This window comes from Aquibacillus sediminis, assembly GCF_005870085.1.
Lineage (GTDB): Bacteria > Bacillota > Bacilli > Bacillales > Amphibacillaceae > Aquibacillus_E > Aquibacillus_E sediminis.
The window spans coordinates 325,737-351,178 of the sequence record NZ_SZNM01000001.1 but is presented as its reverse complement, the minus strand read 5'-3'; the positions used below and the strand labels follow the sequence as shown (position 1 = coordinate 351,178).

Annotated in this window: 27 protein-coding genes and 1 riboswitch; of the genes, 9 read left to right on the top strand and 18 right to left on the bottom strand. The window is 37.4% G+C overall.

Annotation, left to right across the window (positions count from 1 at the left end; translation table 11 throughout):
* Positions 1 to 7: 7 nt before the first annotated feature.
* From leuB to ilvB, 5 genes are all read right to left on the bottom strand, one after another.
* Complete coding sequence (gene leuB / locus FCI53_RS01680) at positions 8 to 1,096, bottom strand: 3-isopropylmalate dehydrogenase (RefSeq protein ID WP_138415190.1); 1,089 nt, start codon at positions 1,094 to 1,096, stop codon at positions 8 to 10.
* A gap of 18 nt (positions 1,097 to 1,114) precedes the next feature.
* Positions 1,115 to 2,659: a 2-isopropylmalate synthase gene (locus FCI53_RS01675; protein ID WP_138415188.1), complete on the bottom strand. Its 1,545-nt coding sequence runs from the start codon at positions 2,657 to 2,659 to the stop codon at positions 1,115 to 1,117.
* Positions 2,646 to 3,677, bottom strand: coding sequence for a ketol-acid reductoisomerase (ilvC, locus tag FCI53_RS01670; protein ID WP_138415186.1), 1,032 nt, complete (start codon positions 3,675 to 3,677; stop codon positions 2,646 to 2,648). The genes FCI53_RS01675 and ilvC overlap by 14 nt, the downstream gene beginning before the upstream one ends.
* 66 nt (positions 3,678 to 3,743) lie before the next feature.
* On the bottom strand, positions 3,744 to 4,265 hold the full coding sequence (gene ilvN / locus FCI53_RS01665) for an acetolactate synthase small subunit (protein WP_138415184.1): 522 nt from the start codon (positions 4,263 to 4,265) through the stop codon (positions 3,744 to 3,746).
* A complete protein-coding gene (gene ilvB / locus FCI53_RS01660; RefSeq protein ID WP_138415182.1) occupies positions 4,262 to 5,986 on the bottom strand; it encodes a biosynthetic-type acetolactate synthase large subunit in 1,725 nt (574 codons plus the stop codon). Before ilvB ends, ilvN begins: the two co-directional genes overlap by 4 nt.
* A 742-nt stretch (positions 5,987 to 6,728) precedes the next feature.
* Here ilvB and FCI53_RS01655 point away from each other — a divergent pair.
* The 6 genes from FCI53_RS01655 (at position 6,729) to FCI53_RS01630 (ending at position 13,036) form a co-directional block, all read left to right on the top strand.
* Positions 6,729 to 7,184 (top strand): DUF6884 domain-containing protein, encoded by a 456-nt coding sequence (locus FCI53_RS01655; RefSeq protein WP_138415180.1) that lies wholly within the window; start codon positions 6,729 to 6,731, stop codon positions 7,182 to 7,184.
* A 97-nt stretch (positions 7,185 to 7,281) separates the two neighbouring features.
* Positions 7,282 to 8,142: a manganese catalase gene (locus FCI53_RS01650; RefSeq protein ID WP_138415178.1), complete on the top strand. Its 861-nt coding sequence runs from the start codon at positions 7,282 to 7,284 to the stop codon at positions 8,140 to 8,142.
* An 872-nt stretch (positions 8,143 to 9,014) separates the two neighbouring features.
* Positions 9,015 to 9,437 (top strand): universal stress protein, encoded by a 423-nt coding sequence (locus tag FCI53_RS01645; protein ID WP_138415176.1) that lies wholly within the window; start codon positions 9,015 to 9,017, stop codon positions 9,435 to 9,437.
* 89 nt (positions 9,438 to 9,526) lie between these two features.
* Positions 9,527 to 9,629: riboswitch (TPP riboswitch) on the top strand.
* A 46-nt stretch (positions 9,630 to 9,675) separates the two neighbouring features.
* Positions 9,676 to 10,290 carry an energy-coupled thiamine transporter ThiT gene (gene thiT / locus FCI53_RS01640; protein WP_246049981.1) on the top strand — a complete coding sequence of 205 codons (615 nt, stop codon included), beginning with the start codon at positions 9,676 to 9,678 and terminating at the stop codon, positions 10,288 to 10,290.
* Between the two features lie 150 nt (positions 10,291 to 10,440).
* The gene (locus FCI53_RS01635) at positions 10,441 to 11,868 is read left to right on the top strand and encodes a hypothetical protein (RefSeq protein WP_138415173.1); all 1,428 of its coding nucleotides are present in this window, start codon (positions 10,441 to 10,443) and stop codon (positions 11,866 to 11,868) included.
* Positions 11,869 to 12,055: 187 nt separating this feature from the next.
* Positions 12,056 to 13,036, top strand: a complete 981-nt coding sequence (locus FCI53_RS01630) for a zinc-binding dehydrogenase (RefSeq protein WP_138415170.1) — start codon at positions 12,056 to 12,058, stop codon at positions 13,034 to 13,036.
* Between the two features lie 4 nt (positions 13,037 to 13,040).
* Here the strand turns inward: FCI53_RS01630 and FCI53_RS01625 are convergent, their stop codons facing one another.
* From FCI53_RS01625 to FCI53_RS01595, 7 genes are all read right to left on the bottom strand, one after another.
* Positions 13,041 to 13,901 carry a DUF421 domain-containing protein gene (locus tag FCI53_RS01625; RefSeq protein ID WP_138415168.1) on the bottom strand — a complete coding sequence of 287 codons (861 nt, stop codon included), beginning with the start codon at positions 13,899 to 13,901 and terminating at the stop codon, positions 13,041 to 13,043.
* Between the two features lie 142 nt (positions 13,902 to 14,043).
* Complete coding sequence (locus FCI53_RS01620) at positions 14,044 to 14,250, bottom strand: DUF1657 domain-containing protein (RefSeq protein WP_138415165.1); 207 nt, start codon at positions 14,248 to 14,250, stop codon at positions 14,044 to 14,046.
* Between the two features lie 11 nt (positions 14,251 to 14,261).
* Positions 14,262 to 14,612, bottom strand: a complete 351-nt coding sequence (gene spoVAE, locus FCI53_RS01615) for a stage V sporulation protein AE (RefSeq protein WP_138415160.1) — start codon at positions 14,610 to 14,612, stop codon at positions 14,262 to 14,264.
* Entirely contained in the window at positions 14,612 to 15,625 is a 1,014-nt protein-coding gene (spoVAD, locus tag FCI53_RS01610; protein WP_138415158.1) for a stage V sporulation protein AD, read from the bottom strand. The genes spoVAE and spoVAD overlap by 1 nt, the downstream gene beginning before the upstream one ends.
* Entirely contained in the window at positions 15,625 to 16,104 is a 480-nt protein-coding gene (gene spoVAC, locus FCI53_RS01605) for a stage V sporulation protein AC (protein WP_138415156.1), read from the bottom strand. The genes spoVAD and spoVAC overlap by 1 nt, the downstream gene beginning before the upstream one ends.
* A gap of 18 nt (positions 16,105 to 16,122) precedes the next feature.
* Entirely contained in the window at positions 16,123 to 16,581 is a 459-nt protein-coding gene (locus FCI53_RS01600) for a YhcN/YlaJ family sporulation lipoprotein (RefSeq protein ID WP_171038026.1), read from the bottom strand.
* Between the two features lie 60 nt (positions 16,582 to 16,641).
* Positions 16,642 to 16,848, bottom strand: a complete 207-nt coding sequence (locus tag FCI53_RS01595; protein ID WP_138415152.1) for a DUF1657 domain-containing protein — start codon at positions 16,846 to 16,848, stop codon at positions 16,642 to 16,644.
* A 201-nt stretch (positions 16,849 to 17,049) separates the two neighbouring features.
* On the opposite strand from FCI53_RS01595, the gene FCI53_RS01590 reads away from it, so the two are divergent.
* Complete coding sequence (locus FCI53_RS01590) at positions 17,050 to 17,490, top strand: hypothetical protein (protein WP_138415150.1); 441 nt, start codon at positions 17,050 to 17,052, stop codon at positions 17,488 to 17,490.
* A gap of 80 nt (positions 17,491 to 17,570) precedes the next feature.
* Here the strand turns inward: FCI53_RS01590 and FCI53_RS01585 are convergent, their stop codons facing one another.
* Positions 17,571 to 18,317 (bottom strand): hypothetical protein, encoded by a 747-nt coding sequence (locus tag FCI53_RS01585; RefSeq protein ID WP_138415148.1) that lies wholly within the window; start codon positions 18,315 to 18,317, stop codon positions 17,571 to 17,573.
* A gap of 224 nt (positions 18,318 to 18,541) precedes the next feature.
* Here FCI53_RS01585 and FCI53_RS01580 point away from each other — a divergent pair, with 224 nt between their 5' ends.
* Positions 18,542 to 18,934, top strand: a complete 393-nt coding sequence (locus FCI53_RS01580) for a YwpF family protein (RefSeq protein WP_138415146.1) — start codon at positions 18,542 to 18,544, stop codon at positions 18,932 to 18,934.
* A gap of 192 nt (positions 18,935 to 19,126) precedes the next feature.
* Here the strand turns inward: FCI53_RS01580 and FCI53_RS21990 are convergent, their stop codons facing one another.
* The 4 genes from FCI53_RS21990 to FCI53_RS01560 form a co-directional block, all read right to left on the bottom strand.
* Entirely contained in the window at positions 19,127 to 19,294 is a 168-nt protein-coding gene (locus FCI53_RS21990; RefSeq protein WP_138415255.1) for a YjcZ family sporulation protein, read from the bottom strand.
* A 244-nt stretch (positions 19,295 to 19,538) separates the two neighbouring features.
* A complete protein-coding gene (locus tag FCI53_RS01570; protein WP_138415145.1) occupies positions 19,539 to 20,720 on the bottom strand; it encodes a S1C family serine protease in 1,182 nt (393 codons plus the stop codon).
* Positions 20,721 to 20,803: 83 nt separating this feature from the next.
* Positions 20,804 to 21,967: a zinc-ribbon domain-containing protein gene (locus tag FCI53_RS01565; protein WP_138415143.1), complete on the bottom strand. Its 1,164-nt coding sequence runs from the start codon at positions 21,965 to 21,967 to the stop codon at positions 20,804 to 20,806.
* A 1,078-nt stretch (positions 21,968 to 23,045) separates the two neighbouring features.
* Complete coding sequence (locus FCI53_RS01560) at positions 23,046 to 24,215, bottom strand: aminotransferase A (RefSeq protein ID WP_138415141.1); 1,170 nt, start codon at positions 24,213 to 24,215, stop codon at positions 23,046 to 23,048.
* A gap of 111 nt (positions 24,216 to 24,326) precedes the next feature.
* On the opposite strand from FCI53_RS01560, the gene FCI53_RS01555 reads away from it, so the two are divergent.
* Positions 24,327 to 24,473 (top strand): FbpB family small basic protein, encoded by a 147-nt coding sequence (locus FCI53_RS01555; RefSeq protein WP_138415139.1) that lies wholly within the window; start codon positions 24,327 to 24,329, stop codon positions 24,471 to 24,473.
* A gap of 129 nt (positions 24,474 to 24,602) precedes the next feature.
* On the opposite strand, the gene ric is transcribed toward FCI53_RS01555, so the two are convergent.
* Complete coding sequence (gene ric, locus FCI53_RS01550; RefSeq protein WP_138415137.1) at positions 24,603 to 25,301, bottom strand: iron-sulfur cluster repair di-iron protein; 699 nt, start codon at positions 25,299 to 25,301, stop codon at positions 24,603 to 24,605.
* Between the last annotated feature and the right edge of the window lie 141 nt (positions 25,302 to 25,442).

Sequence of the window (25,442 nt, the reverse complement as noted above, 5' to 3'; positions counted from 1 at the left end):
CCTAAAATCAGCTTTGAACCAACTGCTCTGATTGAATGTAATCAACAATAAGTTGTGTCATTTCCTGTGTTGTAACTTGTTTTCCGTCTTTGACATGGAGATCGGCCGTGTGATAACCTTCATTCACCATTGCTTCGACACTAGATTCAATTCGTTCAGCTTCCGTATGGAGCCCCAAGGAATAACGCAACATCATAGCTGTTGATAGGATCATTGCCATTGGATTTGCGATACCTTTTCCTGCAATATCTGGTGCTGAACCATGTGCAGGTTCATATAAGCCGACACCACTTTCAGATAAACTTGCAGATGGTAGCATCCCAAGGGAACCAGTTAATACGGAAGCTTCATCACTTAAAATATCACCAAACATATTTTCCGTTACAACGACGTCGAATTCACTAGGATTGGTAATGAGTTTCATTGCTGCTGCATCGACTAATTCATGGTTGACGGTTACATCTGGATATTCAGATTTTTTTTCTTCTACAATTTCGCGCCAAAACCTACTGGATTCGAGTACATTCGCCTTGTCGACAGAAGTAAGTTTTTTATTTCTTAATTGTGCACTTTGGAATGCTTTATCAATGATGCGTTCCATTTCTGCTCGTGTATAGGTAAGCGTATCGACGACTGCATTCCCGTTGTCACGTCGTTCGCTAGGTTGTCCAAAGTAAATGCCGCCTGTAAGTTCACGAACTATTAATAAATCACTTCCATCGATGATTTCTTCTTTTAGAGGGGATGCGTGCAATAGTTTAGCAAACCCTTTTACAGGTCGTAAGTTTGCATAAAGTTCTAACGCTTTACGTATTCCTAGTAATCCACGTTCAGGGCGTAGGTGGGTGGGATTGTTATCCCACTTTGGTCCACCTACAGCCCCAAGTAGCACAGCATCTGCATTTTTGCAAGCTTGCACCGTATCATCTGGTAGAGGGTTTTTATGCTTATCTACAGCCGCCCCACCGATATCCTTTGTTTGATACGTAAAGGTATGATTGAATTTCTTTTCAATTGCATCGAGTACTTGTTTCGCAGAATCTATTACTTCTTCACCGATGCCATCACCAGGGAGTAAGACGATTTTGGATTCCATGCAATAACCTCCTATGCTTCAAATTTGTGCTTTTGCTGTTACATTTGAATGCTGGTTTAAAAATACGCGATTGACAGCGTTAATGAACGCTTGGGCAGCAGCTTCTAAAACGTCTTGAGCAGCCCCGCGACCACTTACCGGTGTGTCATTAACGGTCATACTAACATGTACTTCTGCCAATGCATCTCTTCCTTGACCGATAGAACTCAAGTTGAAATCAGTAAGATGGATCGTTTCTTTCATTAATCTTTCAATTGTATTATAAAGTGCTTCTACACTTCCTTGACCTGTACAAGCTGTTTCAACACGTGAACCATCAGGTGTTGTTAAAGCGACGGTAGCGGTAGGTAAGTTGTAGGAGCCGTATTGAACCTGAAATGCTTCCAATTGATAACGTTTCACATCAGAAGTATCTGTTTGAATGTCTGTTAGAATGACGAATAAGTCATCATCTGTGACTTCTTTTTTACGATCTGTTAGTAATTTAAATGCAGTAAATGCTTCGGAAAGTTTTTCTTCAGTTAATTGATAGCCCAATTGTTCAATACGATCTTTAAACGCGTGACGACCAGAGTGTTTACCAAGAACAAGGTTGTTTGATTGAATACCAACAAGCTCTGGTGTAATAATTTCATAGGTAGAGGCATTTTTTAATACACCGTCTTGATGAATACCAGATTCATGTGCAAAGGCATTTCGACCGACTACAGCTTTGTTGCCAGGCACTGCCATTCCAGTAAATTTACTTACAAGGTCACTTGTACGTTTCGTTTCTTTTAACACAAGGTTAGTATTATAAGGGTAAAAATCCTTGCGAATATTTAAGGCAACAGCAAATTCTTCTAGTGCTGCATTACCCGCACGTTCTCCAATCCCATTAATTGTTCCTTCGATCTGAGTTGCACCGTTTTCGATTGCTGCTAGTGAATTGGCAACAGCAAGCCCTAGGTCATCATGACAATGGGCGGAAAGATCGACTTTGTCAATGTTTGGGACATTTTCTTTAATATACCGAAACATTTCTCCATATTCTTTTGGTGTGGTATAACCGACCGTATCTGGTAGGTTAATCACCGTAGCCCCTGCATCAATTACTTTTTCAATAATTGTTGCTAAAAAGTCTAAGTCAGATCTAGATGCATCTTCAGCAGACCACTCTACATGTGTGAACTTCTCCTTTGCATAAGAAACCATGTTAACGGAGGTTTCAATGACTTCCTCAGGGGTTTTCATTAATTTGTGTTCCATATGAATCGGGGAGGTAGCGATAAAAAGATGCAACCGTGGTTCTTTTGCAACTTTTAAAGCTTCCCATGCAATATCAATATCTGATTTTTTTGCTCGAGCAAGGCCTGTTACAGATACATCTTGAATGGTTTCAGCAATTTTCTTTACTGCTTCAAAATCACCTTGAGAGGAAGCAGGGAAACCTGCCTCCATAATGTCAATCCCAAACCGCTCTAATTGCTTAGCAATTTCGATTTTTTCTAGTTGATTAAGGTTGACGCCAGGGGATTGTTCGCCATCCCTTAGCGTCGTATCAAAAATTTTAATTTGAACCATTAGAGACCACTTCCTTCTTAGAGTTTGCACGTTGCTTAACAAATGGCATTAACTCACGAAGTTCTCGACCTACCTTTTCAATTTGATGGTTATTTTCTTTCGCGTTTGTTGCATTAAATTGTGGACGGTTGGCTTGGTTTTCTAGAATCCACCCTTTGGCAAAAACACCTGTTTGAATATCTGTTAGTACTTCTTTCATGCGTGCTTTTGTTTCTTCATTTACAACACGTGGACCTGATACAAAGTCTCCCCATTGTGCCGTGTCTGAGATTGAGTAGCGCATTCCTTCAAGGCCACCTTCGTACATTAGATCAACAATTAGTTTTAGTTCGTGTAAGCATTCGAAGTAAGCAACTTCTGGTTGATAACCAGCTTCTGTAAGAGTTTCAAAACCTGACTTAACTAGACTAGATACACCACCACAAAGTACAGCTTGCTCACCAAAGAGATCCGTTTCTGTTTCTTCTTGGAAGGAAGTTTCAAGGATTCCAGCACGACCAGCCCCAATTCCTTTCGCATAGGCTAGTGCAATATCTTTTGTAGTTCCAGTTGGATCTTGATAGATGCCATAAAGGGCAGGTACACCAGCACCTTCTTCAAAGGTTCTACGTACAAGATGTCCAGGTCCTTTTGGTGCTACTAAAAACACGTCAACATCTTCAGGTGGTACCACTTGGTTAAAGTGAATATTAAAACCATGTGCAAATGCTAGAGCATTTCCAGGTTGTAGGTTAGGCTTAATGCTTTCTTCATAAATTTTTGGTTGATACTCATCAGGTAGTAAAACCATAATCACGTCTGCTTGAGCAGTAGCGTCAGCAACTGTCTGTACCTCAACACCATCTTCAACCGCTTTATCCCATGATTTACCAGGTCTTAGTCCTACAACAACATCAAAACCACTTTCTTTTAGGTTTAGCGCATGGGCATGCCCTTGTGAACCATAACCAATGATTGCAACTTTCTTCGATTTTAATAGATCCTCTTGAATATCGTTGTGATAAAGTACTTTTGCCATTTTAATTTCCTCCTAGATAATGATTTTAGTGTTTTATTGTTAACTTCTTCTTTTATTGCTTGATTCCTAGTTTAATAGGGAAAAAGAAGTTAATTCCGATTGTTGTGGTTGTTGCCCTCGTTGGAAGGCTGTTACGCCAGTACGAGCTAATTCTTTAATTCCGTATGGTCGTAACAAATCAATTAATGCTTCGATTTTATCTGGCTTTCCTGTTACTTGAATCGACAGACTATCTTTACTTACATCAATTACCGAAGCACGGAATGGCTCGATAATCCCTTGAATTTCACTGCGCAATTGTCCGCTACTCATCACCTTGATTAATGCTAGTTCTCTAGCAACAATCGCTTTATCAGTAATATCGGAAACCTTTAAAACTTCAATTTGCTTATTTAACTGTTTCGTTACTTGCTCAAGCTTTTGATTATCTTCCACATCAACAACGAATGTCATCTTTGAGATTCCTTCGACTTCTGTTCGACCGACAGAAATACTTTCAATGTTAAAATGTCTTTTTTGGAGTAATCCAGTAATTCGGTTAAGGACACCACTACGGTTATTAACAGTAGCTGTTATAATGCGTTTCATCGTTTCACCCCAATCATTTCGTTTATTCCTTTACCTGGTGCAATCATTGGATAGACGTTTTCTTGTTGAAGTACTCGACAATCAACTACAACAGGACCATCATATTCAAATAAATCAGGTAACGCATTAACTAGGTCTGTTTGTTTTTCAATTTTCATACCTTTAATCCCATAAGCTTCTGCTAATTTGACAAAGTCTGGTTGCACGTCAAGGAGTGATTCCGAATACCTTTGTTCATAAAAGGACTCTTGCCACTGTCTTACCATTCCAAGTGCACCATTATTAACAATTAGAACCTTCACTGGTAATTGACGTTCCTGTAAAATTGATAATTCCTGTAATGTCATTTGAAAACCACCATCGCCAACAACAGCGACAACAGTATCATTTGGTTTTGCTAATTGTGCACCAAGTGCTGCTGGAAATCCAAATCCCATCGTACCTAGCCCACCAGATGTTACCCAGCGATTTGGTTGGTCAAATGCATAGTATTGCGCTGCCCACATTTGATGCTGTCCAACGTCGGTTGTGATGATCGCATTTCCACCGGTAACGTTATATACTTCCTCTATTAACCATTGTGGCACCATTTCTTCATCTGGAGTGTTGTACCATAATGGGTATTGGATTTTATTGTCATATAGGCGATTTAACCATTCTTTATGTTGTGGAGCTTCTTTTATATGATCTCCCAACATGGTTAAGGCAACTTTTGAATCAGCAACAATTGGTATATGAGTGGTGACGTTTTTACCAATTTCTGCTGGGTCGATATCAATGTGTGCAACCGTTGCATCTGGTGCAAACTTCTCTAAATTACCTGTTAGGCGGTCATCAAAACGGGCGCCGATATTAATGAGTAAATCACATTCATAGATCGCTGTATTGGCTGCGTACGTACCATGCATTCCTGCCATGCCTAGTGATAGTTTATGGTTACCAGGAAAACTGCCTAATCCGAGTAACGTTGTTGTAACAGGTAATTGATAGTGTTCAACAAGTGAGCGTAGTTCCTCAGATGCCTTTCCCATTAGAACACCAGCACCAGCAAGAACAACAGGCTTTTTCGCCTTCGCTAGGGCTTCAGCAAGTTTTTTTAACTGTAATGGATTCGGTTTGGTTGTTGGTTGATATCCTGGCAAATGGAAATCTGTATCAAACGTTCCTTCAACAGGATTAGCTGAGATATCTTTAGGAATATCAACCACAACAGGACCAGGTCTGCCAGTTGACGCAATGTGAAAAGCTTCTTTAACCGTTCGTGGTAGGTCACGAACATCTTGAACCTGATAATTGTGTTTAGTGATCGGCGTGGTAATTCCCATCACATCTGATTCCTGGAAAGCATCCGTTCCGATCACACCTCTTGCAACTTGGCCTGTAAAAATTACTAATGGTAAAGAATCCATCATGGCATCCGCAATACCTGTCACTAAATTGGTTGCACCAGGGCCTGAAGTCGCAATGACAACACCTGGCTTTCCTGAAACTCGTGCATATCCTTCTGCTGCATGGATAGCACCTTGTTCATGGCGGTTCAGTATATGATCAAATGACCCCTTTGCACGATACAATGCATCATAAATTGGTAATACAGCTCCACCTGGATATCCAAAAATTGTTGTTACATTCTCGTTAATCAATGACTCAACAAGGAGATCGGCTCCTGTTTTTGTTTTATTACCGGTTGAGGTATCCGGTTTTGCTTCTGTCTTTACCATTGGTAATCCCTCCTAAATAAGTTCAGTTTGATTAATGTTAAGCTTCTGAATATTTTGATATAAAAGTATAAAAAAAGGCCCTTTCTTCCCAATAAAACTGCAAGATTGCAGAAAAATCGGGGAGAAAAGGCCTTCACTTTTCACGGTACCACCCTGATTCACGATATTCTCGCAAATATCGCCTCATGAAGCTATAATACATTCGTTAGCTTCTTTTGATAACAGGTGCTCAAGTCACACCTGGCCGTGCCTACTAGGAATAATCCGTTCAACCCAGCACTCAGGGACGATGTCAGAATAAGGTGTATTTCCGGGCTTCCAGCAACCCCGGCTCTCTGTAAATACAGGTTCTTATTCCTTTGTTCCCGTCAACGCTTTTATTAATTATGTCTTTCTTACAACATGAATAAATGGATTATCAACATGTTTTCTAATAAAATAAAAATCCTTTGATTGACGACAATCATACAACCATTTTAAGGCAAGGTCAACAGGTAAATTGAAAATTTTCTGATATTTGAAGAAAACGACCATATTAGTTAACGCTTACATCACTGAAAATTCAATGATTTTAGATAAAAAATAAATTTTAAAAGATTTTTTGGATCATTCACATAAATGTCGTTTTTTGTAATAAATCATAAAATATAAGGGGAGATATCCGAATGTTGTATGTTAAAATATTTAGGTCATTACAGATTTATTTTAAGTAAATAATGAAAAATAGGTGTGAAAGAAAAATATGAAACAATTGTGTATTATACCTTGTGGAACGAAAAAAATTTGGGATAAATATGGTGATGTGGGACCAACGCCCGCAAAAGAAGCTTATATAGGAACTTTCCATAATTTATGTGAGCAATATGCAACCCGATTTTGTGATGAATGGGTCATATTATCTGCAAAACACGGTTTTTTGTTGCCTAGTGATATGGTGGAAGAAAATTATGATGTGACATTTAATACGAAAAGTGATCAGATTATATCAATGGAACAACTACAGAAACAAGTTGATCAAAAGAAATTAAACCAATATGATACTGTTGTCGTATTAACTGGTAAAAAATATGTGCCAATTGTTAAAGGGAGTTTTGAAATAGAAAAAAATATTCAATTTCCATTACTACGGTATAGTGGTATAGGATACATGCAGCAAGCGTTGAAAAGGGCGGTTACAACTCAACAACCATTACATTAATATTAAACCATTTTGATCCTCTCCTCACGTCATTAGGCTTTCGTGCATAAGAAATATATGTGAATACAATTTATGTTTTAAGTGAGGAGTGGGTTTAATGTTTTATCATGTGAAAGAATTGCAATATAGAGCAAAACCAGAGAAACCAGATCCAGTTTATGCTAAAAAATTACAAGAAATATTAGGTGGGCAATTTGGTGAAATCTCAGTTGCTTTACAGTATTTATTCCAAGGTTGGAATACACGTGGGGACGGTAAATATAAAGATTTATTAATGGATACGGGGGCAGAAGAATTAGCACATGTTGAAATGCTAGCTACTATGATAGCTAGATTATTAGATGGTGCACCTGTTGGGGATCAAGAAGTTGCCGCACAAGACCCAGTAATCGGATCAATTCTTGGTGGAATGAATCCACAACATGCAATCGTGTCGGGGTTAGGTGCAATGCCTGCAGATAGTGTTGGTGTACCTTGGTCTGCAAGTTATATTAATGCAAGTGGTAATTTACTAGCTGACATGCGGATGAATTTAACCTATGAATCACATGGTAGATTACAAGCAGTTCGTTTATATGAATCAACCACAGATCGCGGTGTAAAAGATATGCTTTCATGGTTGATCGCACGTGATACCATGCACCAAAATCAGTGGCTCGCTGCAATTGCTGAATTAGAAGCAAAAGAAAATGTAGTGGTTCCAAGTACATTCCCACGTGAACTCGAAAAACAAGAGGTTTCTTATACACTATTTAACTATTCAGCCGGAAATGAAAGTGCGAAAGGCAGATGGGCTTATGGCACAAGCATGGACGGCTGTGGTGTGTTTAATTATGTAGATAATCCAATCCCATTTGGTAAAAAGCCTAAGCTAAAGCCTGCCCCTAAATATATACATGACACACCACTAAATGTGTTGCGCACATCCGATATTCACCCCGATCCAGATACAAAATAATAGCGAGACTGAGAAAAGGGCGGTTCTTGAGCCGTCCTTTTCTTAATTAACTAAAGACTGGTAATAGTGCGTTTTGGCAGTTAGTCTTCCACCGATTGAAATTTACTTTAATGTGCTACTGTCCGTTTAATAGGCATAATCCATAAAGTTAAAATAAGTTACATAAAAAAGAGGCAGAGGAAAAATGGTGTTGCGAACGCCTTAGAATCGAAAAAATAGGAAGAGATGTTTAACACTTTTATGTCGGCAAACGTGTGTGATCAAATAATGTTCAATATAATTCACTGTGCTAAATTCAAGAAAAGAGGGGAGTGACAACTCTACTCAATAGTGACGTCGGAGCTGATCGTCGTTATTGTGGCAAAACAACATGTTTATGAAACCGTAAGATGTGCTTGGATGAATGATAGCATTTGATGCACTGTCCGAGCCAGCAATTACTAGCAGCACATCGGTTAAAGTATTTGAGATTTCAAAACTGAAAAATGACTTATAAACTTCTGTGGGGAGGTCTTCACGTAATAGGAAAACATGCCTTTATTCGTATGTAAGTATAGTAAACCGTGTTGATTAGAGAACGGTTTAAAAGATAGATCCAAAACGTCGTTAAGGTGAAAGTGCTGTTGTGGAGTAATTATTTTATCGCTATGGAGTTCAATTGTTTCTACTGTTTCTGAGTATGTTAATCGATTATTGACAATTTCTTTTTTTACAGTGATGAAAGGTTGTGAATAGATGGTATATCACCTCCATGTTTGTTTGTGGATCTACTTCCTATGTAGTATGACATAAGTGTTTTAGTTGTACAACAATCATCTTATTTTAGGCGCAATTCCTGCTTTTATGAATAGAGTAATAGTAGAGGTGATTTCATGAGAGATGTACTGTTAGTTGCAATTGATGGTTCAGATCCTTCGTTTCATGCAATTGATTATGCAGTGAAATTAGCAGAGGCTGCTAATTTTTCTCTTGGATTATTACATGTTCAGCCAAAAGTAAACACTTATTATGCAAATAAAAAAGTTGGTAAAAAGAAATTACATGAATATAAAAAAGAGCGGGCGATAAAAATTTTAGAGCAGGGAAAGCAACGGATTGATAAGGAAGTTCCTGTCACGGTGAGGTGGAGGCTTGGCATCACCTCACAAGAAATTTGTGATGAAGCGAAAACTATTCAGGCAGTAGGTATTGTGATGGGAACGAAAAACATGAAAACCATAAAAGGGAAGATGTTAGGTAGTACGTGTTTGAAGGTTATTCAGTTTGCTCCATGTCCAGTAACTGTTGTTTCATGACAACAATATGCAAAATTACTATTTTCATCGTTATTGCTTTAGTACTAAAATTTGCGTATAATTTCAACTAGCAAAAAAAGCATGATAGCAAAGCCTACAGGGGGAGCCGTTAAAGGCTGAGAGTGGACATTTTGTTCAGACCCTTTGAACCTGTTAGTTAATACTAGCGTAGGGATGGTGGCTTTTTTGATGGCGTAGTATATGCAATGTGAGCGGGTCCTCCATCAGGAGGTTCCCCTTGGCATTGCTTTTTTTGTTGCCAAAATTTAAGGGGAGGGGATTCAATGAATTCAAACACACGTATTTTATTTTTAGTGGAGGTGGCAATATTTTTCAGCTTTCGCCTATGTATTGGACATTATCCCATTTTTGTCTATGGGCACAGGGCGGTTCCGTTTCATTTGCGATGATTCCCGTATTTATTGTTGCATTCAGATGGGGACTTAAAGGTGGACTTCTGTCTGGTTTATTATTTGGAACTTTTCAATTTTTCTTAGGAAGTCCATTTATCGTTCACATTGCTCAAGTGATTTTTGCTTATTTTATAGCATTTGTTGTTTTAGGGTTTGCGGGTGTGTTTGCTGGAAACGTAAAGCAAAACCTTAAACAAGGAAACATTAAGCGATTTGTTTGGTATATTAGCTTAGGGGTGTTATTAGGGTATGCATTGCGATTTGTCGCTCATTTTTATGCAGGTATAGCTTTTTTTGAATCGATGGTAGACGGTATGAGTGTATGGATGTACTCATTAGTCTATAATGCGTCCTATTTAGTACCTGGATTTATCTTAAATGCATTATTAATAGGGCTATTATTTTATAAACAGCCCAGGTTAGTGGTGGCAGCCAAGTAGTTTTAGTAACTTTATTGCGGTTATCTTTTTTTGTTGAAAAGAGATAATCCATTTGTAGCGAATAGTAGCGATTACCTTGTCACTCTTTAACCGCGCTTTTCATAGGCTATAGCACAGTTAGTTATAGCTGAGAAAAGGAGGGCATACAGAGTGGAGTTAGCTCTTTCTCATTGGATATATGGATTTTTCACTTTGTTAATCATTATAACCATGGTGTTTCGTAAAGGCGTTGTACTACCAACATTGTTAGGTACATTTGTGGTTGCCTGGGTGTACCAAGGGAGTGTGATTGACGGGTTTACTGCTATTTTTAATGCGAATTTAGTAGCAGCACAAGAATTATTCAATATCTTCCTTATCATTACATTCATGGTTGCATTGTTACACTCGTTAAAAGATTTAGGCGCAGATCGAAGGATGATTCAACCGATACAGAAAATTATGGTTAATGGCCATATCGCGTTTTTAGTTTTGGTTGTCGTCACGTATTTTATATCTTTATTCTTTTGGCCAACGCCTGCTGTTCCGTTAATTTGTGCTTTACTAGTTCCCGCTGCGATCAGGGCTGGTTTACCAGCAATGGTGGCTGCGATGGCTGTAGCATTAGCGGGCCAAGGAATGGCTTTATCGTCTGATTATATCATTCAAGTGGCACCAGATTTATCGGCAAAAGCGGCAGGTGTCGAAACGTCCGTATTAGTCGATCAAGCTTTAATTCTGTCCGTTATAACTGGTGTTATTGCAATCGGCATTGCGTATCTATTTAATAAAAAATCTTTTCGGTTAAAAAATGATCCAAAAATTGAACAAGAATTAGCAGTTATGCAAGGAAGAGAAGAGGAAACACCTAAACGTACAAATAATAAGAATTTACCATTATGGAGTAAGATCTTTGCTGTCCTTGTCCCTGTTTCCATGTTAACTGTTATGGTATATATGGTTTCTACCAAATTATCAGAGGGACGCATGGGTGGTTTTGAAGGTGGGGATGGTGCTGCCTTCATTGGTGGTGTAGCTGTTATATTATTACTACTATCAACAGTAGTCTTCGGGCGGCACCGTGCGCTTGATTATATAAGCGAGCATATAATTAACGGTTTTGTGTTTGCTTTTAAGGCAATGGGACCAGTTATTCCAATTGCAGGTTTTTTCTTTTTAGGAAGTTCCGATTTTTCTGGTAGTATTCTTTCCATTGGTGATGAAGAAGGCCCTGCATTGTTGTTTGATTTGGTCCAATCGACACAATCAGTTTTACCCCAAAGTGCATTTTTAGCTGCTTTTAGTATCTTGATTATTGGAATCATCACTGGTCTTGATGGTTCAGGTTTTTCAGGATTACCCATCACTGGTTCCTTGTCGAATGCGTTAGCAAATGGAACAATTGAGCCTGAAACATTGGCAGCAATTGGCCAAATGGGAACGATCTGGACTGGTGGAGGAACGATTATTGCATGGTCCTCCTTGGTTGCTGTAGCGGGTTTTTGTGGTGTGCCGGTATTAGACTTAGTTCGAAAAAATTTCGGACCAGTTATCATCGGTCTTGTGATATCGACCTTAATAGCTGTGTTTTTGTTCTAATAAAGCTAAGGAAAGGCTGAGTCACATATAATGACTCAGTTTTTCGTTTAAAGTATATTAACCATGTCGGCGAAGCGCAAAAATAGCTCTTGCGCTTCCCTCTTGGTCTAATTCATATTAGTTGCCAGTTTTAATTACATATTGTACATTTAGAGCAATTTCAGATTAAGGAAGGGGAGGAAAAGGGATGAAAGCATTTGTACATAAAGGAACAGATACATTCTATACGACAGTTGCTGAACCTAAAGTAGCAAAAGGAGAAGTGAAAATTGCATTAAAATCGGCAGGGCTAAACCATCGAGATTTAAAGATCCCAGATAGAAGAGGTAATATCAATACGGAACTTATTTTAGGATCAGATGGTGCAGGAACGATTGAAGTAGTAGGGGAAGGGGTTACAGGTTTCGAGGTTGGTGATGAAGTGATTGTAAATCCAAGTATTGGATGGTATCAGAATAGTGATGCCCCACCAGAAGGGTTTGGGATTGTTGGTATGCCTAATCATGGCACATTTGCTGAAAAAATCGTGATTTCTGCCGAGCAGGTAGAGAAGAAACCAGAGTATATGAGCTGGGAAGAAGCAGGAGTGTTCGCATTATCTGCTTTAACTGGTTACCGTGCTCTATTTACAAAAGGAAAGTTAAAGACTACAGATACTGTCTTTATTCCTGGAGCAGGAGGTGGAGTTGCTACTTTCATGATTCAATTTGCAAAAGCTATTGGAGCGAGAGTGATCGTAACGTCAAGAGATCAAAAGAAACGAGAAAAAGCATTAGAAATTGGAGCAGATGTTGCGATTGATACAGCAAGTGACTGGGACGAACAATTACAACAAGAGACGATCGATTTGGTGATTGAAAGTGTAGGAGCTGCTACGTTTAACCGTTCCTTGTCCGTGTTGAAAAAAGGTGGAAAAATCGTGACATTTGGCTCATCGACAGAAGATAATGTTACGATCAATATCCGACAATTCTTTTACGGCCAGTATCAATTACTTGGTTCAACAATGGGCAGTCGTCAAGAATTTAGAGAAATGTTAGGTTTAATGAAGGATCATGACATTCATTCTGAAATTTCCACTAGTTTTAATCTAGATCGAGCAAAAGAAGCTTTTCACTATTTAGAACATGCCAATCAGTTTGGAAAAGTAGCCATTAAGATTGACTAGTATTTTAATCTGATAAAAAAGGCTTAACAAGATCAATCACTTGTTGTAGTTGTTGACTATCTTTTGTATACATTTGTTTGGCTGTTTTATTTTCTGTATTAAGGGCAAACAGTTCTAAATCTGCTTGCGTTTTTTTCATGGTTGCCAATAGTAGGGCTTTTTCTTGTGGTGAAGGTGTTTGTAATTGATCATCAAAAAGATCAATATTTAATTGTCCGTATCCGTCTACCTGCGCCAAATAGACATTTTCAATACTAACGCCAAGTTTATCAAGCTCCGTCTCTAACCAGTTTTTATTTAAACCAGCAGTTGCTAGCGGCTCATACATTACTTTCCCGTCCATTACTACTGTTTGGGGCTCTTTTATTGGTGCAACCGTTACTCCCATATCCTTTGGGGTTAGCGGTTGTTTTTGTTTTTTGGGTAACACACTAAGATCCCCATCAGCTTCTAATACAGCAAACTCTACATCGGCTACTTGAAATACATTTTTCTTTCGTAACTTTTGCAATAATTCATCCGAACTAAATTGTTCCTTCTTTAAATTGTCTTCCATTACTTTTCCATCTTTAATAAAAACAGTTCCTTTTCCACGTATAAAATCTCGGACAGGTTTGCTTTTAATGGCTAGAAAACTTAAAGCAAGAGGAATGAAAAACCATGTCATTAATCCAAGTAAGCCGTGGGCAACTGGAATGTTATAACCAATTGATAGGTTAGCCGCGATCATTGCAATAACAATTCCAACCATATATTCGAATACACTTAATTGTGCTAATTGTTTTTTTCCAAAAATCTTAGCTACAATAAAAACAATAACGACAAGGCTAATAGAACGAATTAAAATATTTCCCCATTCTGGCATATTAAAACTCCTTACTTGATATAGTTAGGCTACTTCTTTAATTTTGGTTCAGCTGTGTTGTGACGCTTCCCGCAATTAGCGGTTTTGCGTCACGACAGGCTATTAGGCTTAAACAACCCCAAGTTTCTTGAAATGCGCTTTCTTAGAAACCTTTATACTGTTCTTCTTCATGCTCTAGTTGCCCAACACGTTGCTGCAAATCATTCTTAATTTCATCCAATATTGGCAGTGCTTGTTGGAAAATTTCTATGGCTTGTTTATCTTGTGATCGAGCTGTAAGACTAGATATGCTAGATTGAATACTTTTAACACTTGCTAAGCTTTGTTTTACTTGAGAATCAACTGTCATATTATTACTCCTTACCCTTTTGGTTTAAATAATATCGCACCAAGTACACCAAAAATAATTGCGGAACTTATCCCTGAACTCGTAATTTCAAACATTCCCGTTACAACTCCAATTATCCCGTGTTTTTCTGCCTCTTGCATAGCCCCTTGTACTAACGAATTACCAAAACTTGTAATAGGAACGGAAGCACCTGCTCCAGCAAAATCAATTAATTTGTCATAAAGGCCAAATCCGCTTAAAATTGCCCCAGAAATAACAAGGGTAGTAAGGGTGTGACCAGGAGTGAGCTTGAATATGTCCAACATAATTTGTCCAATTACACATATAAGCCCACCAACTAAGAAGGACCAAACAAAGACCATTAGGAAACACCTCCGTTTTCAATTGATACGGCATGTGCGATGCATGGAATACTTTGGTTTTGTTGTGAAGATAACGGTGATAATAATGCCCCCGTGGCAACAACTAGGATGCGATTTATTTCACCTTTTTTCATGCGATTCAAGAAGTGGCCATAGGTTACGACTGCAGAGCATGCTGCACCACTAGCACCAGCTTGAACTGGTTGATCCTCTTTATAAATGGTCAAACCACAGTCCACAAATTGTTTTTCTGTTATAGTGATTTGGTGTTTCTTGAATAAATCGAGGGCAATTTCACGTCCAATATGCGCTAAATCACCAGTTATGATTAAGTCGTAGTAGGATGGATCTACGTTTCGTTCTTTTAAATGTGCTTCGATGGTATCGACGGCAGCTGGCGCCATTGCCCCGCCCATGTTAAACGGATCTGATAACCCCATATCAACAACTTTCCCGATTGTGGCAGAAGTAACTTTAGGACCTTCTCCCTTATCCGTTAATAAAGCGGCACCACCTCCAGTCACCGTCCATTGTGCTGTTGGTGGTTTTTGCCCACCATATTCCGTAGGGTAACGAAACTGTTTTTCAACAGCAGCATTGTGACTAGAAGCTCCTGTAAGTATATATTTTGCTCCACCTGCATTCACAATAAAGGCGCCTAAAGCTAAACCTTCCATAGAAGTTGAACAGGCACCGAATAATCCAAAATAGGGGGTGCCCAGTGTTTTTGCGGTAAAGCTAGTTGGGGTGATTTGATTAATTAAATCACCGGCTAAAAAAAACTGGACTTGTTCTTTTTGAATGCCAGCTTTTTCCATTGCTCGTTGACTTGCTTCTTCCATCAATAATTTATGAGCTTTTTCAAACGAATCTTGCCCAATCCACATATTAGAGTGGAGTAAATCAAAATCGTTTGGGATATTGCCATTTGCTTCGAATGGACCGCCAACAGTCCCTGTAGATACAATCACAGGTTGATTCTCAAATATCCATGTTCTGTGACCTGCTAACATCACAATACCCCCCATTGAATTAGTAATGTCTTAATTAAGGCGATTACAAAGGCAGAAAAGGTACCAAATGCAATGACAGAACCTGCCAATTTAAACATATTGCCTCCAACACCAAGAACAAACCCTTCTGTACGATGCTCGATTGCTGCTGAGATAACAGCATTACCAAACCCTGTAACAGGAACTGCAGTACCTGCTCCTGCAAATTGAGCAAAATGGTCATAGACGCCAAATCCAGTTAGTAACATCGTGATAAAAATCAAGGTTGCAACAGTTGGATTTGCGACATTTTGTTCCGTGAATTTGAAGAAATGCATGTAAAAAGTTGAGATGGCTTGACCGATCGTACATATGGACCCACCGACAATAAAAGCTCTAATGCAATTTTTTACTACAGGACGTTTTACTTCACGATCTTTAGCGAATGATTGATAGTCTTGTTGTGTTGGTGTTAAGTTTTTTTTCTTATTATTTGACATAAAATCGTCCCTCTCTTATTACGCTGGATCATCTAATAATTTTTTAATATTTTTGTACTTTTTTTCCAACTCTTTTTTATCCACTTTGTTGTTTTGTATTTTCTTTTCTAGGTCATCAAGTTCAATAAAAATTTTTTGATCTGATGATATTTTAAAATTTTTATTTGGATATTTTTTCTCTAATGTTTTTTTTATTTCCTTTTCTATATCTTGCTCATTAAATTGTTTAATTTCTTCGACCTCAATTGCTAACAGCAGTTCGTCTTTTGTGTTAACGCCACGAACGCCCTTAATATCTTCCCTATTTAAAACTTCCTCTTTAACTTTGTTAGTAAAAGACTGGTCGATCGGTGTATTACTACTTATTTTTGTGATATCTTGACTAGATTCGCTCGTTAAACGATTATCTTCTTCATTTGTTGCACAACTTACTAAAAACAAAACACTAATAAAGATCAGAAGGACTATTTTTTTCATATGCATCACCCTAAATGTTAACTAGTAGAAGGTTGGCCTAACCAACCTTCTACGCGTCTATTATTGTTGTTTATATTGTGGTTCTTCTTGTTCGATTTGTTGAACGCGTGGTTCAATCGTTTGTACAATGGATTGCGCTTGTTGAGCTGCATTCTGGTACATTTGTTTTGCTTGTTTGTTTTGCGTTTGAAGAGCAAATGTCTCTAAACTAGCTTGAGCACTTTTTAATCCTGCTACGGTTTGTTTTACTTGACTTGCAACAGTCATTAATGGTTCCTCCTTTTTTATGAGGTACACTTATAAATTGACGCAGTAGACGATGAAATATGCTTTCTAAATATTTCCGTTTTTTGATGAAAACTTAAAATGGAAGTATAGTAATAAGAATGGATTAAAGTGAAACGTTTTGGATCGTAAAATCGTCTATTCGATTGGATATGCTTTGGTTAAAGTGGAGGGGTAGGTTTGTTGAAGCGGATTATAATGATATCATTTATCTTATCTATTGGTTTAGCAATTGTCTATATATTACAAGAGAGGACAAATGCAAAATTGTCCGAACCAGTTATAATGAATACTGAACACGGTGACTTTATTCTACACTTGAGGGTGGAAAATACAGAGGAAGGATTTCAAGTATTACGTTCATTGGAATATACTGGATCAGACCCTGTGATGATCGAACACCGTACACCACTTATAGCTGTTTCAATCGATCATACTAGACACGCATATACCGGAAGTCCTGTACGTAGGGTGTTGGAACCTGGTGACATATACCTTTCAGAACAACCGCTAATTTTTACTTTCCGTGATAAAGGAAAATATGTTCTTTATGCGCAGTGTCAATTTAGAATGAATGAAGAAGAAATGAATATAAAGCTAGAAAAAGACCTACAATTTGAATAATTGCACATAATAAAAAGCGCTAACTTGATATTCCTACTTTCTTCATAACAGGTTAGTGCTTTTTTGTCTTCTAACAGTTATTATTGGTTATGGATGTTTAGTTTGATGGTTTTTGTTTCTTTGTTTGATTTAAACCATTGTTCTAATGTTTCGTTTGTTGGACCTTCTAATGCAGGTATATCTATAGAAATGGTTTGATTATCTAACCATTTTGAGTTTTGTATTGGCCACATATAGTCTCGAATGACTAGGTGGTTCGTTGTAGCAACTGGTGTTGACTCCCATTTTTTTAAATCCATGACAGCTATTTTAGATGTTACGATGTCATTGTTGTCTTTTTGAAATGGATTTCGGTTAAAAATAAATAAGAGTTTCTCTTGGTTTGGTGACACATGCATGTTTGCGAATTTAGCAAGATCTGCAATTAAAAATGATCTACCATCCTGTTCCCGATCTAATAATAAATAAGAACACTTGTTTTCGATGCAAGAAAATTCTAATAAATATAAATCATCTTTTTCAGGGACGTTGAGAGGGGTTAATGTCATTTTATCTGCTGCTTGTTGTCTGTTCTCAACTGATGATAAATATTGTTGTAAAATGGGGACACCATCTAAATGAATAGATACTACCTCATTCGGAAGTTTAAATTCTAGAACCGTTTTGACAGGTTTATCGGTCTCGTTTTGCTTTGGTTTTTCTACAATTGAAGGTTTGGGATCAGATTCTTCTGTCTGAACATCATCTTTTTCGATTGTGGGGGCTTGTTCATCATTTGAACATGCAATTAAGGTCAAGGGTAATATTAAAAAGATTATCCATCGCAATTTTATCACTCCAATTTAATACATAAATGCAAGAAAGGCATGTTTACCCCTAGTATACATGATTTGGTTTTAATAGAGGATATCAATTTAACAAAAAGTTTGTACATTATGTAAAATTAGAAATAATACGAGCCTATTGTTAAAATGGATGTGTGTGAGTAAGTAGTAAAAACAGGTTTAATGGAAATTGAACAGAGATAATAGGTGCATAGGTGGAGGTTCCGATGAAAACATTTAAATTAATCTCAATAGACCTTATTAAAACGCTGGAAAAAGAAGTTAGAGTATGTGCATTCCCAATACTTGATGGTTTGATCATTGATCGCGAGGATGAGGATAGTCAATGGGTGTTAGAATGTTTGTTAGATAAAAAGTATTTAACTTATTTTACTAGTTTGAAAGAAGCGAACAATGAATTAGTACTACAAGCAAAAATAACCAAAGAAACAAATCAACCAGCAACTTTTTTGTCTACATTGATTGCAATTAACGAAATGGATCAGCATATAAATGTATTATTTAAAGGAAAGTTAAGTGATCAAGATCTACGAATAGGAAAGAAGAAGCCTACTGTACACTCGATTATTGGTGGTGAGAATCAGTTAGAGAAGGATTAAGTTTGAGCAAAAGTTCGAGTGGATGTAGTCCCACATCGACGTATATGCTTTTGCATAGGGGATTGACATGAGACTAGATAGGCACTGAGATGGAGTAGATTCTTCCTAAACAAGAAAAGTTTATTTTTTAACAAAGCCGTACACCCTTAAAATAGGGTGTACGGCTTTATTCTATCGCTTTTCATCTGTTATTTATGCGTAAAATGCAGTCCCTACAATTATGAGTAGAATGAATAGAACAACAATTAAAGCAAATGAATTTCCATATCCTGTTCCAGCTCCATAGCCATATCCATATCCACCACAATGTGCTCCATAAACAGTACCGCCATATGGTGCTCCATAACCAAAGTGTGACATATACATACTCACCTCCTGAAAGATTACACTTATACTATATGGCTAAACAACCAAATATGTATAGACGTTTACCTAATTCCTTCATATTTGGGCTTGTACAAGGTCTATCCTGCATGGAACTGGTATTATCCTGCTTCAAATATGCGAGATGAAAAACTAAAGAAGAGCAGTGGGGAGGGCCAGCGGTATTTACTTGAGATAGTTACATCAGTGGGGGGGAGTCCCCACTGAGTGAAGTTTCACTTTATCCATCACTAGAATTTTCTTCAAGTGGTTCCGAATCAACAAGTGAACGATTGCCATCCAACATTTTTAGTTGGCCATTTTCTATTCCGACATAAAAGGTATATTCGTACACATTTCTTCTTGTTTTTTGACTAGATTCTTTCATGAGGCTATCCGTTTGTATGGTAACTTGGACTCTTTTTTCTTCTTCAAGATAAGTTGTTTGCATGTCAGACGGTTCATTTTCCATCATATGGACATAGTCCTCTCGGAAACTTTGATAATTTGTTTTCGTTTGCCAGTCACTGCCCAATAACGTATAAGCGGTAATATAATCTCTTATGCTTAAGTTGTCGAAGAAATAACTTACGATGTACGTAGCATCTTCTTTCAATTGCTCAGGGTTATCACTTTGTGCGGTATTCATCAGACTATCATAGTTTAATGTTTTGTTGTCTGCTTGTTCAGACCAGATACGGACATTATCCAATACAGTATGAATCGGAATACTAAAGCCTATGCCTTCCTCGTTGATTCCAGCAGAATTAATGCCAACTATCTTCCCGGTTTCTCGATTAATTAATGGACCACCACTGTTTCCATTAGTGATATTTGCTGAAATTTGATAAACGTTATTGTAGTCATAATCATCGATAGAAAAGGAGCGATCTGTCCCAGAGATAATACCAATGGTTACAGAGTTTTGGAAACCTAATGGACTTCCAACTGCTATAATTTCATCACCTAATTCAGCGTTATAATCCTCATCGACAACAGCAGGTGACTGGTTTGCTAGTTGTGGAACACGAATGACTGCGATATCTTCGTTTTCACCGATTCCAACTAATGCAGCTGTATAAGTCCTCGCGTTAGCAGTTTTAACATAAATTGACGATGCATCTTGCACTACATGGGCATTGGTAATAATATCGCCTTTTTCATTATAAATAAATCCTGAACCAAGATTGTCATTGGATGATTTTGTGGTAGCTTCAATTTGTACGACATTCTTCTGAGCCTCATGAATAATGGACTTTAGATCAAGTGTTTCTTGCTGTTCTGTTACTTGGGTAGCTAGTGTGTTTTTAATATCAATCGTTTGATTAGACCATTTATGATTCATCGCATAAATCGTACTGGCTCCGCTCAATAAGATGATGATCGATAACACAATTGGGAAGGTGCTATGTTTTTTATTCATTATCTCACTCCGTTATGTAAATGGATACATGATTTATTTAAAAGATAATTAGGTGTAAACTTCAGCGCTTACGTCTTTGTTTGTTAGTCGAGAAACCATTTGATTGTTTCTGTGTTCACTTCAAGTTCTTCAAGATCAAGCTCTAGATCGTAATGGGTATAGTCAAATTTCCCTTCTTCATCTGGATATAAAGTGTCTGGGTAAACATAGACTTCATTGGTTAATATTTCGTTTTCATCCTTGTCATAGATGACATATTCAATTGAAATGGAATTGATAGGCACTGTTGCAACACTTTTGATTTCACCTGATACAACGAGTTCTTGATTGTCATCTTCTTCTAGTTCAATTTCAACTAGTTCAACAGCATTGTTCTGATTTTGTTGGCGTTCCTGTTCTGCAGCATTTAAAGCTTGTTCAATTCGTTCTTGTTGTTTCGTTTCGAAAGCTGCTTTTTCTTTTTCAATGGTTGTTTTTAAACTTTGAAGTTTTTCTGAATCAGGTGCATATTTCAAGCCATCATTCACAATTGCTCGTGCATCTGTAAATTGATTAAGTTTTAATTGTTCACTCGCTGTACTAGATATAAATGCTATAATTTGATTTTTTAAATCATTCGCAATACTATTTGCTTCTTCTGTTTGAATGGCTTCCGCTTCCCATAATAAGTCTTTTATTTCATCAATGGTTGGTGATTGCTCTAACTTGGATGTTAACTGAGAAAGTTGTGTTTGTTTTCGTTTCGTCACAATTTTATTAATTAATTGTCGTACTGCTTCTCCATTATAGATTTTCACTTTATTTTCTGCTTCATCAATATGTGTTAAAGCTGATTGGAACTCTTTGTTTTGTATAAGAGACTCAACCTCTTGTAAATCAGCTTCTATTTCGATAGCTCTTTTAACAAAGTTTTTGTTAGTTGTTGCTGCCGGAAACTGAGATTTGTATTGTAACGCTTCTTCAAATACTGTCAATGCTTCTTGATAGTCTCCTTCTAAGGTTAATGCTTCTCCTTGTTTATATAATGATTGTGCCTTTTCTGTATTGTTTTCAAGATGAAAATCATACCAAATAATGGAGCAGAAGATGATTATAAATAATATCGACGGAAGTAACCATAATCGATAGTTATTGTTATTTTTAGAAGGAATACGATCTACTAAATCATCTGGTAATTTACGACCGCACTGGGTACAAAAGATTTCATCCTCCTTCACTTGGCATCCACAATAAGGACAATGTAACATGAATAACTCCTACTTTCTTTCAAAAAGGTAGTGACTTTCTTATTGTCTCTTCCATTACATTAGTTTACTAGATAAATAGGCAAGAATGAGTACATAACATAGTCTATTCTAAATGATTGTTGTTCCCAATATGTAACTAAATTTATAAATAAAGTCCAATTAATAAAAATACTAGAATCTTTATTCAGGTACAACCGTCCATAAGACTCCCGTTCAAAACATCAGATGAGACGGAAATGTTTAAGTGCGAATAAACTTTCACTTTCCCCTCAGATCGGTGTAGGCTAATACTCTGTGAGGGAAGTTTCCCTTTATTATAATATATAATCGGATACTTTTGTTATAACGATTTGAATTATATGATAAAATAAATGGTAGAAGAGTTAAGTGATCACACATTACATAGTTCAACAATAATCCAAAAACTGTTTAAACTAGAAGAGTGGGGAGGGGAGCTAATATGGAAACGATTTTTTCCGTTGTTTTGTTACTCGTTTTAGTTATGTTCATCGGATTTAACATCTTTGATCGAGGGTAATAAGGTTTTGCCTAATGGGTCATACGTGAGTAGTTGTTGTTTAGTATGTTAAAGAAAAGGGCTATTGCTTAGATTGAAGCAATAGCCCTTTTTCATTGTCTGGGAAGTTATAAAACTGTGCCGCTGTGGAGAACTAATTGCAGTGTAAGCCACGTCCGCGAAGCGCTAAATCTGTAGCGCAACTCCCCTCACCTCGGGCCTACAGGACAAGGAAAACTACGACAGCGAAACTTCGCACGAAGAAAAAGCGATTTTCTTTTTCGAGGATGTAGGTCAGTTCGATGTTGTCACAGGACGTGACGTTTTTAGTCGAACATTTTGAATAAGTCAACATCGATTCACTTAGAGGGAAGGCCGACTAAAAGCGGACTTTGCGTCCAGCGTCGGCATACCCCTTTTGCAGTGGCATGTCTTCCTTTATCTCCTGCGGAATGAATGTCCCGTTTAGTCCGCCGCTCCTGAGCGACAACACCAAACCACCTGTGATGCGCAGGCGCAGTTCGTTCGTCGCTAACCGGGCGCCCCGAGCCTTTGTTCTTTTCAATTCCCAATCATAGAATGAGCTGTCAGAAACGACTGGAGCTGATCCATTCCTTTTTTTAATGTTTCCATGTCGTAAGCATAAGAAATTCGTAGATATCCTTGTCCGTAAGATGAAAAAGCATCTCCAGGCACGAGTGCCAACTTTGCTTCACGAACTAATCGCAATGCTAAATCAAAAGATGTTCCTTCTTCAATTGAAAATTTTGGGAAAAAGTAAAAGGCGCCATCAGGTTTAACCACTTCTAATCCCATCTCCTGAAGTCGATCATAAACAAATTCTCTTCTTTCTAGGTAATGTTTTTTCATATATTGTGAATCTTCTTGCCCATTTGTCAAGGCTTCTAATGCAGCATATTGACTTATAGAAGTAGGGCAGGAAACGTTATATTGATGAACCTTAAGTATATGTTTCGCAAGCCATTCATGTGCTAGTAGATACCCAATGCGCCAACCTGTCATAGAATGAGATTTTGAGACACCATTAATTATAATGGTTTTCTCTTTTACTTGTTCAAATGTCCCAATAGATACGTGTTCCTGTTCATAAATCAACTCACTGTAGATTTCGTCAGCGAGAATGAAAATATCGCGGTTTTGTAATTCATTCGCTATTTCTTGTAATTCTTCTTTGGTCAATGTCACACCAGTCGGATTGGAAGGGTATGGTAAAATAATACATTTTGTTTTATCGGTGATGTTCTCTCTAATTAGATCTGCTGTGAACTTAAAGTTATTACCTCTAGTATCCACATGGATGGGAACACCACCAGCAAGCGTGATTAATGGTTGATACCCTGGATAAACAGGGCCAGGTAATAAAACTTCATCACCTGACTGCAAAATGGTTCGTAATGTGATATCGATTGCTTGTGAAGCACCTACCGTTACAATAACCTCTGATTCAGCTTGATATGTTAAATTATATTTTTTGTTTACAAAACTTGCTATTGCTTCTCGTAATGGTAGGATTCCCGCGTTATGTGTGTATGTGGTTCGGTTTTCATCAATTGCCTGTTTGGCAGCTTGTTTAACATGATCGGGTGTGTAGAAGTCTGGTTGTCCAATTGTTAACGACAATACATCGTTATGATCAGAAACCATGTTAAAAAATTTTCGAATACCTGATATTTCAATACTTTTTACGTTGTTATTAATAAGATGTTCCAAATGAATCCTCCGTTCAATAAAATTTAACAAAATGTTCAAACAATTCCGATATATTACCCCTTGTTATGTATTATAATGAAAGCGTATTACTAGTAAAGGAGTGAGCAGAAAATGAGACCTCGTAAGCTATCTTTTGAAGAATTAGTAAACCAAAATAAACAAGAGTTGCTAAGTGATCACCAAGCCATGACTAAAATTGAAGAGCAGTTAGAAAAGAGACACGAACAATTAACTAAAAAAATTAAATATGTAAATTGATCATATCACACCAGAAGCAAATGGAACAAAAAAATTTTCATTTAAAAAGGCTATCCCCGCGATTCCATTCCCTCTTCCTGAAGAGAAGGAGTAATGAAATAAGGGATAGCCTTTTACATGTTTTTTTAATTAAGCAAGTTTTTTAAATAAGATATTGTTCTCAAGATGGATATGATCAAATGTATTTGCCTCTAATTCTGCTAATCGTGCGTATGTGATTCGATAGGAGTTACAAGCATCTGCAGGAGGATTGAAGTCATTTGTTAATTCGTTCATTTGACTTAAGAGATCACCTGTTGCTTGGTGCTCACTCTCCATATCATCATTTAACTCATTGATTGTTTGAAGAAGTTCTGGATTTGGATTTTTTTCGTATTCACGGATTTTTGGAAATACTTCGGTTTCTTCTTCAGCTAAATGTGCTTCCATGTCTGCTTTAAAATGGTCATAAAGCATCTGTAACTCTAGTAGGTGAGGGTGGTTTCCACCATGTACACGAGCAATCTTAACAACAAATTGTTCAAGTGCAGGAAGCTCTTCATGTAAGTAGTTATGATGACGCTCGATAATATGGTCGATTAATTCAGAACTCGTAACAGTATCCCAGTCAGTTCCTACGTTCCCCTTATCTATCCATTCTGAATAAAAGGAATTAAGTTGTTCTAGTACTTGCTCACCATCTAGTTCTGTTTTCTTTTCAAATACTTGATGTAATGGCTTGTCTCCACCACAACAAAAGTCTATTTTAAACTGTTTAAATAAATCAGCTGCCTTTGGAAATGTTTTTACTATTTCAGCTGGAGTGTGTTCCTTTGTAAATGTAGTCATCTTGCATTACCTCCTTCATTTGATGACTTAATCTTACCGTAATTTGATTGAATAATTGGTGAGAAAAATCACAGTTTTACTGTGATTTTTCTCCATAAGTATAATTTGAACTGATAAATCTATTTAGTTATTTAATGAAAA

Coding starts and splice junctions, on each gene's coding strand:
- leuB (WP_138415190.1), bottom strand. CDS start 1,096: ATGGAATCCAAAATCGTCTTACTCCCTGGTGATGGCATCGGTGAAGAA.
- spoVAD (WP_138415158.1), bottom strand. CDS start 15,625: ATGTTAGCAGGTCACAGAACATGGATATTTGAGAATCAACCTGTGATT.
- ilvN (WP_138415184.1), bottom strand. CDS start 4,265: ATGAAACGCATTATAACAGCTACTGTTAATAACCGTAGTGGTGTCCTT.
- FCI53_RS01625 (WP_138415168.1), bottom strand. CDS start 13,901: ATGCCAGAATGGGGAAATATTTTAATTCGTTCTATTAGCCTTGTCGTT.
- FCI53_RS01580 (WP_138415146.1), top strand. CDS start 18,542: ATGAAAACATTTAAATTAATCTCAATAGACCTTATTAAAACGCTGGAA.
- ilvB (WP_138415182.1), bottom strand. CDS start 5,986: ATGGTAAAGACAGAAGCAAAACCGGATACCTCAACCGGTAATAAAACA.
- FCI53_RS01655 (WP_138415180.1), top strand. CDS start 6,729: ATGAAACAATTGTGTATTATACCTTGTGGAACGAAAAAAATTTGGGAT.
- FCI53_RS01630 (WP_138415170.1), top strand. CDS start 12,056: ATGAAAGCATTTGTACATAAAGGAACAGATACATTCTATACGACAGTT.
- ilvC (WP_138415186.1), bottom strand. CDS start 3,677: ATGGCAAAAGTACTTTATCACAACGATATTCAAGAGGATCTATTAAAA.
- FCI53_RS01565 (WP_138415143.1), bottom strand. CDS start 21,967: ATGTTACATTGTCCTTATTGTGGATGCCAAGTGAAGGAGGATGAAATC.
- FCI53_RS01645 (WP_138415176.1), top strand. CDS start 9,015: ATGAGAGATGTACTGTTAGTTGCAATTGATGGTTCAGATCCTTCGTTT.
- FCI53_RS01600 (WP_171038026.1), bottom strand. CDS start 16,581: ATGAAAAAAATAGTCCTTCTGATCTTTATTAGTGTTTTGTTTTTAGTA.
- FCI53_RS01555 (WP_138415139.1), top strand. CDS start 24,327: ATGAGACCTCGTAAGCTATCTTTTGAAGAATTAGTAAACCAAAATAAA.
- spoVAE (WP_138415160.1), bottom strand. CDS start 14,612: ATGGTCTTTGTTTGGTCCTTCTTAGTTGGTGGGCTTATATGTGTAATT.
- FCI53_RS01620 (WP_138415165.1), bottom strand. CDS start 14,250: ATGACAGTTGATTCTCAAGTAAAACAAAGCTTAGCAAGTGTTAAAAGT.
- FCI53_RS01570 (WP_138415145.1), bottom strand. CDS start 20,720: ATGAATAAAAAACATAGCACCTTCCCAATTGTGTTATCGATCATCATC.
- FCI53_RS21990 (WP_138415255.1), bottom strand. CDS start 19,294: ATGTCACACTTTGGTTATGGAGCACCATATGGCGGTACTGTTTATGGA.
- spoVAC (WP_138415156.1), bottom strand. CDS start 16,104: ATGTCAAATAATAAGAAAAAAAACTTAACACCAACACAACAAGACTAT.
- FCI53_RS01650 (WP_138415178.1), top strand. CDS start 7,282: ATGTTTTATCATGTGAAAGAATTGCAATATAGAGCAAAACCAGAGAAA.
- FCI53_RS01675 (WP_138415188.1), bottom strand. CDS start 2,659: ATGGTTCAAATTAAAATTTTTGATACGACGCTAAGGGATGGCGAACAA.
- ric (WP_138415137.1), bottom strand. CDS start 25,301: ATGACTACATTTACAAAGGAACACACTCCAGCTGAAATAGTAAAAACA.
- FCI53_RS01595 (WP_138415152.1), bottom strand. CDS start 16,848: ATGACTGTTGCAAGTCAAGTAAAACAAACCGTAGCAGGATTAAAAAGT.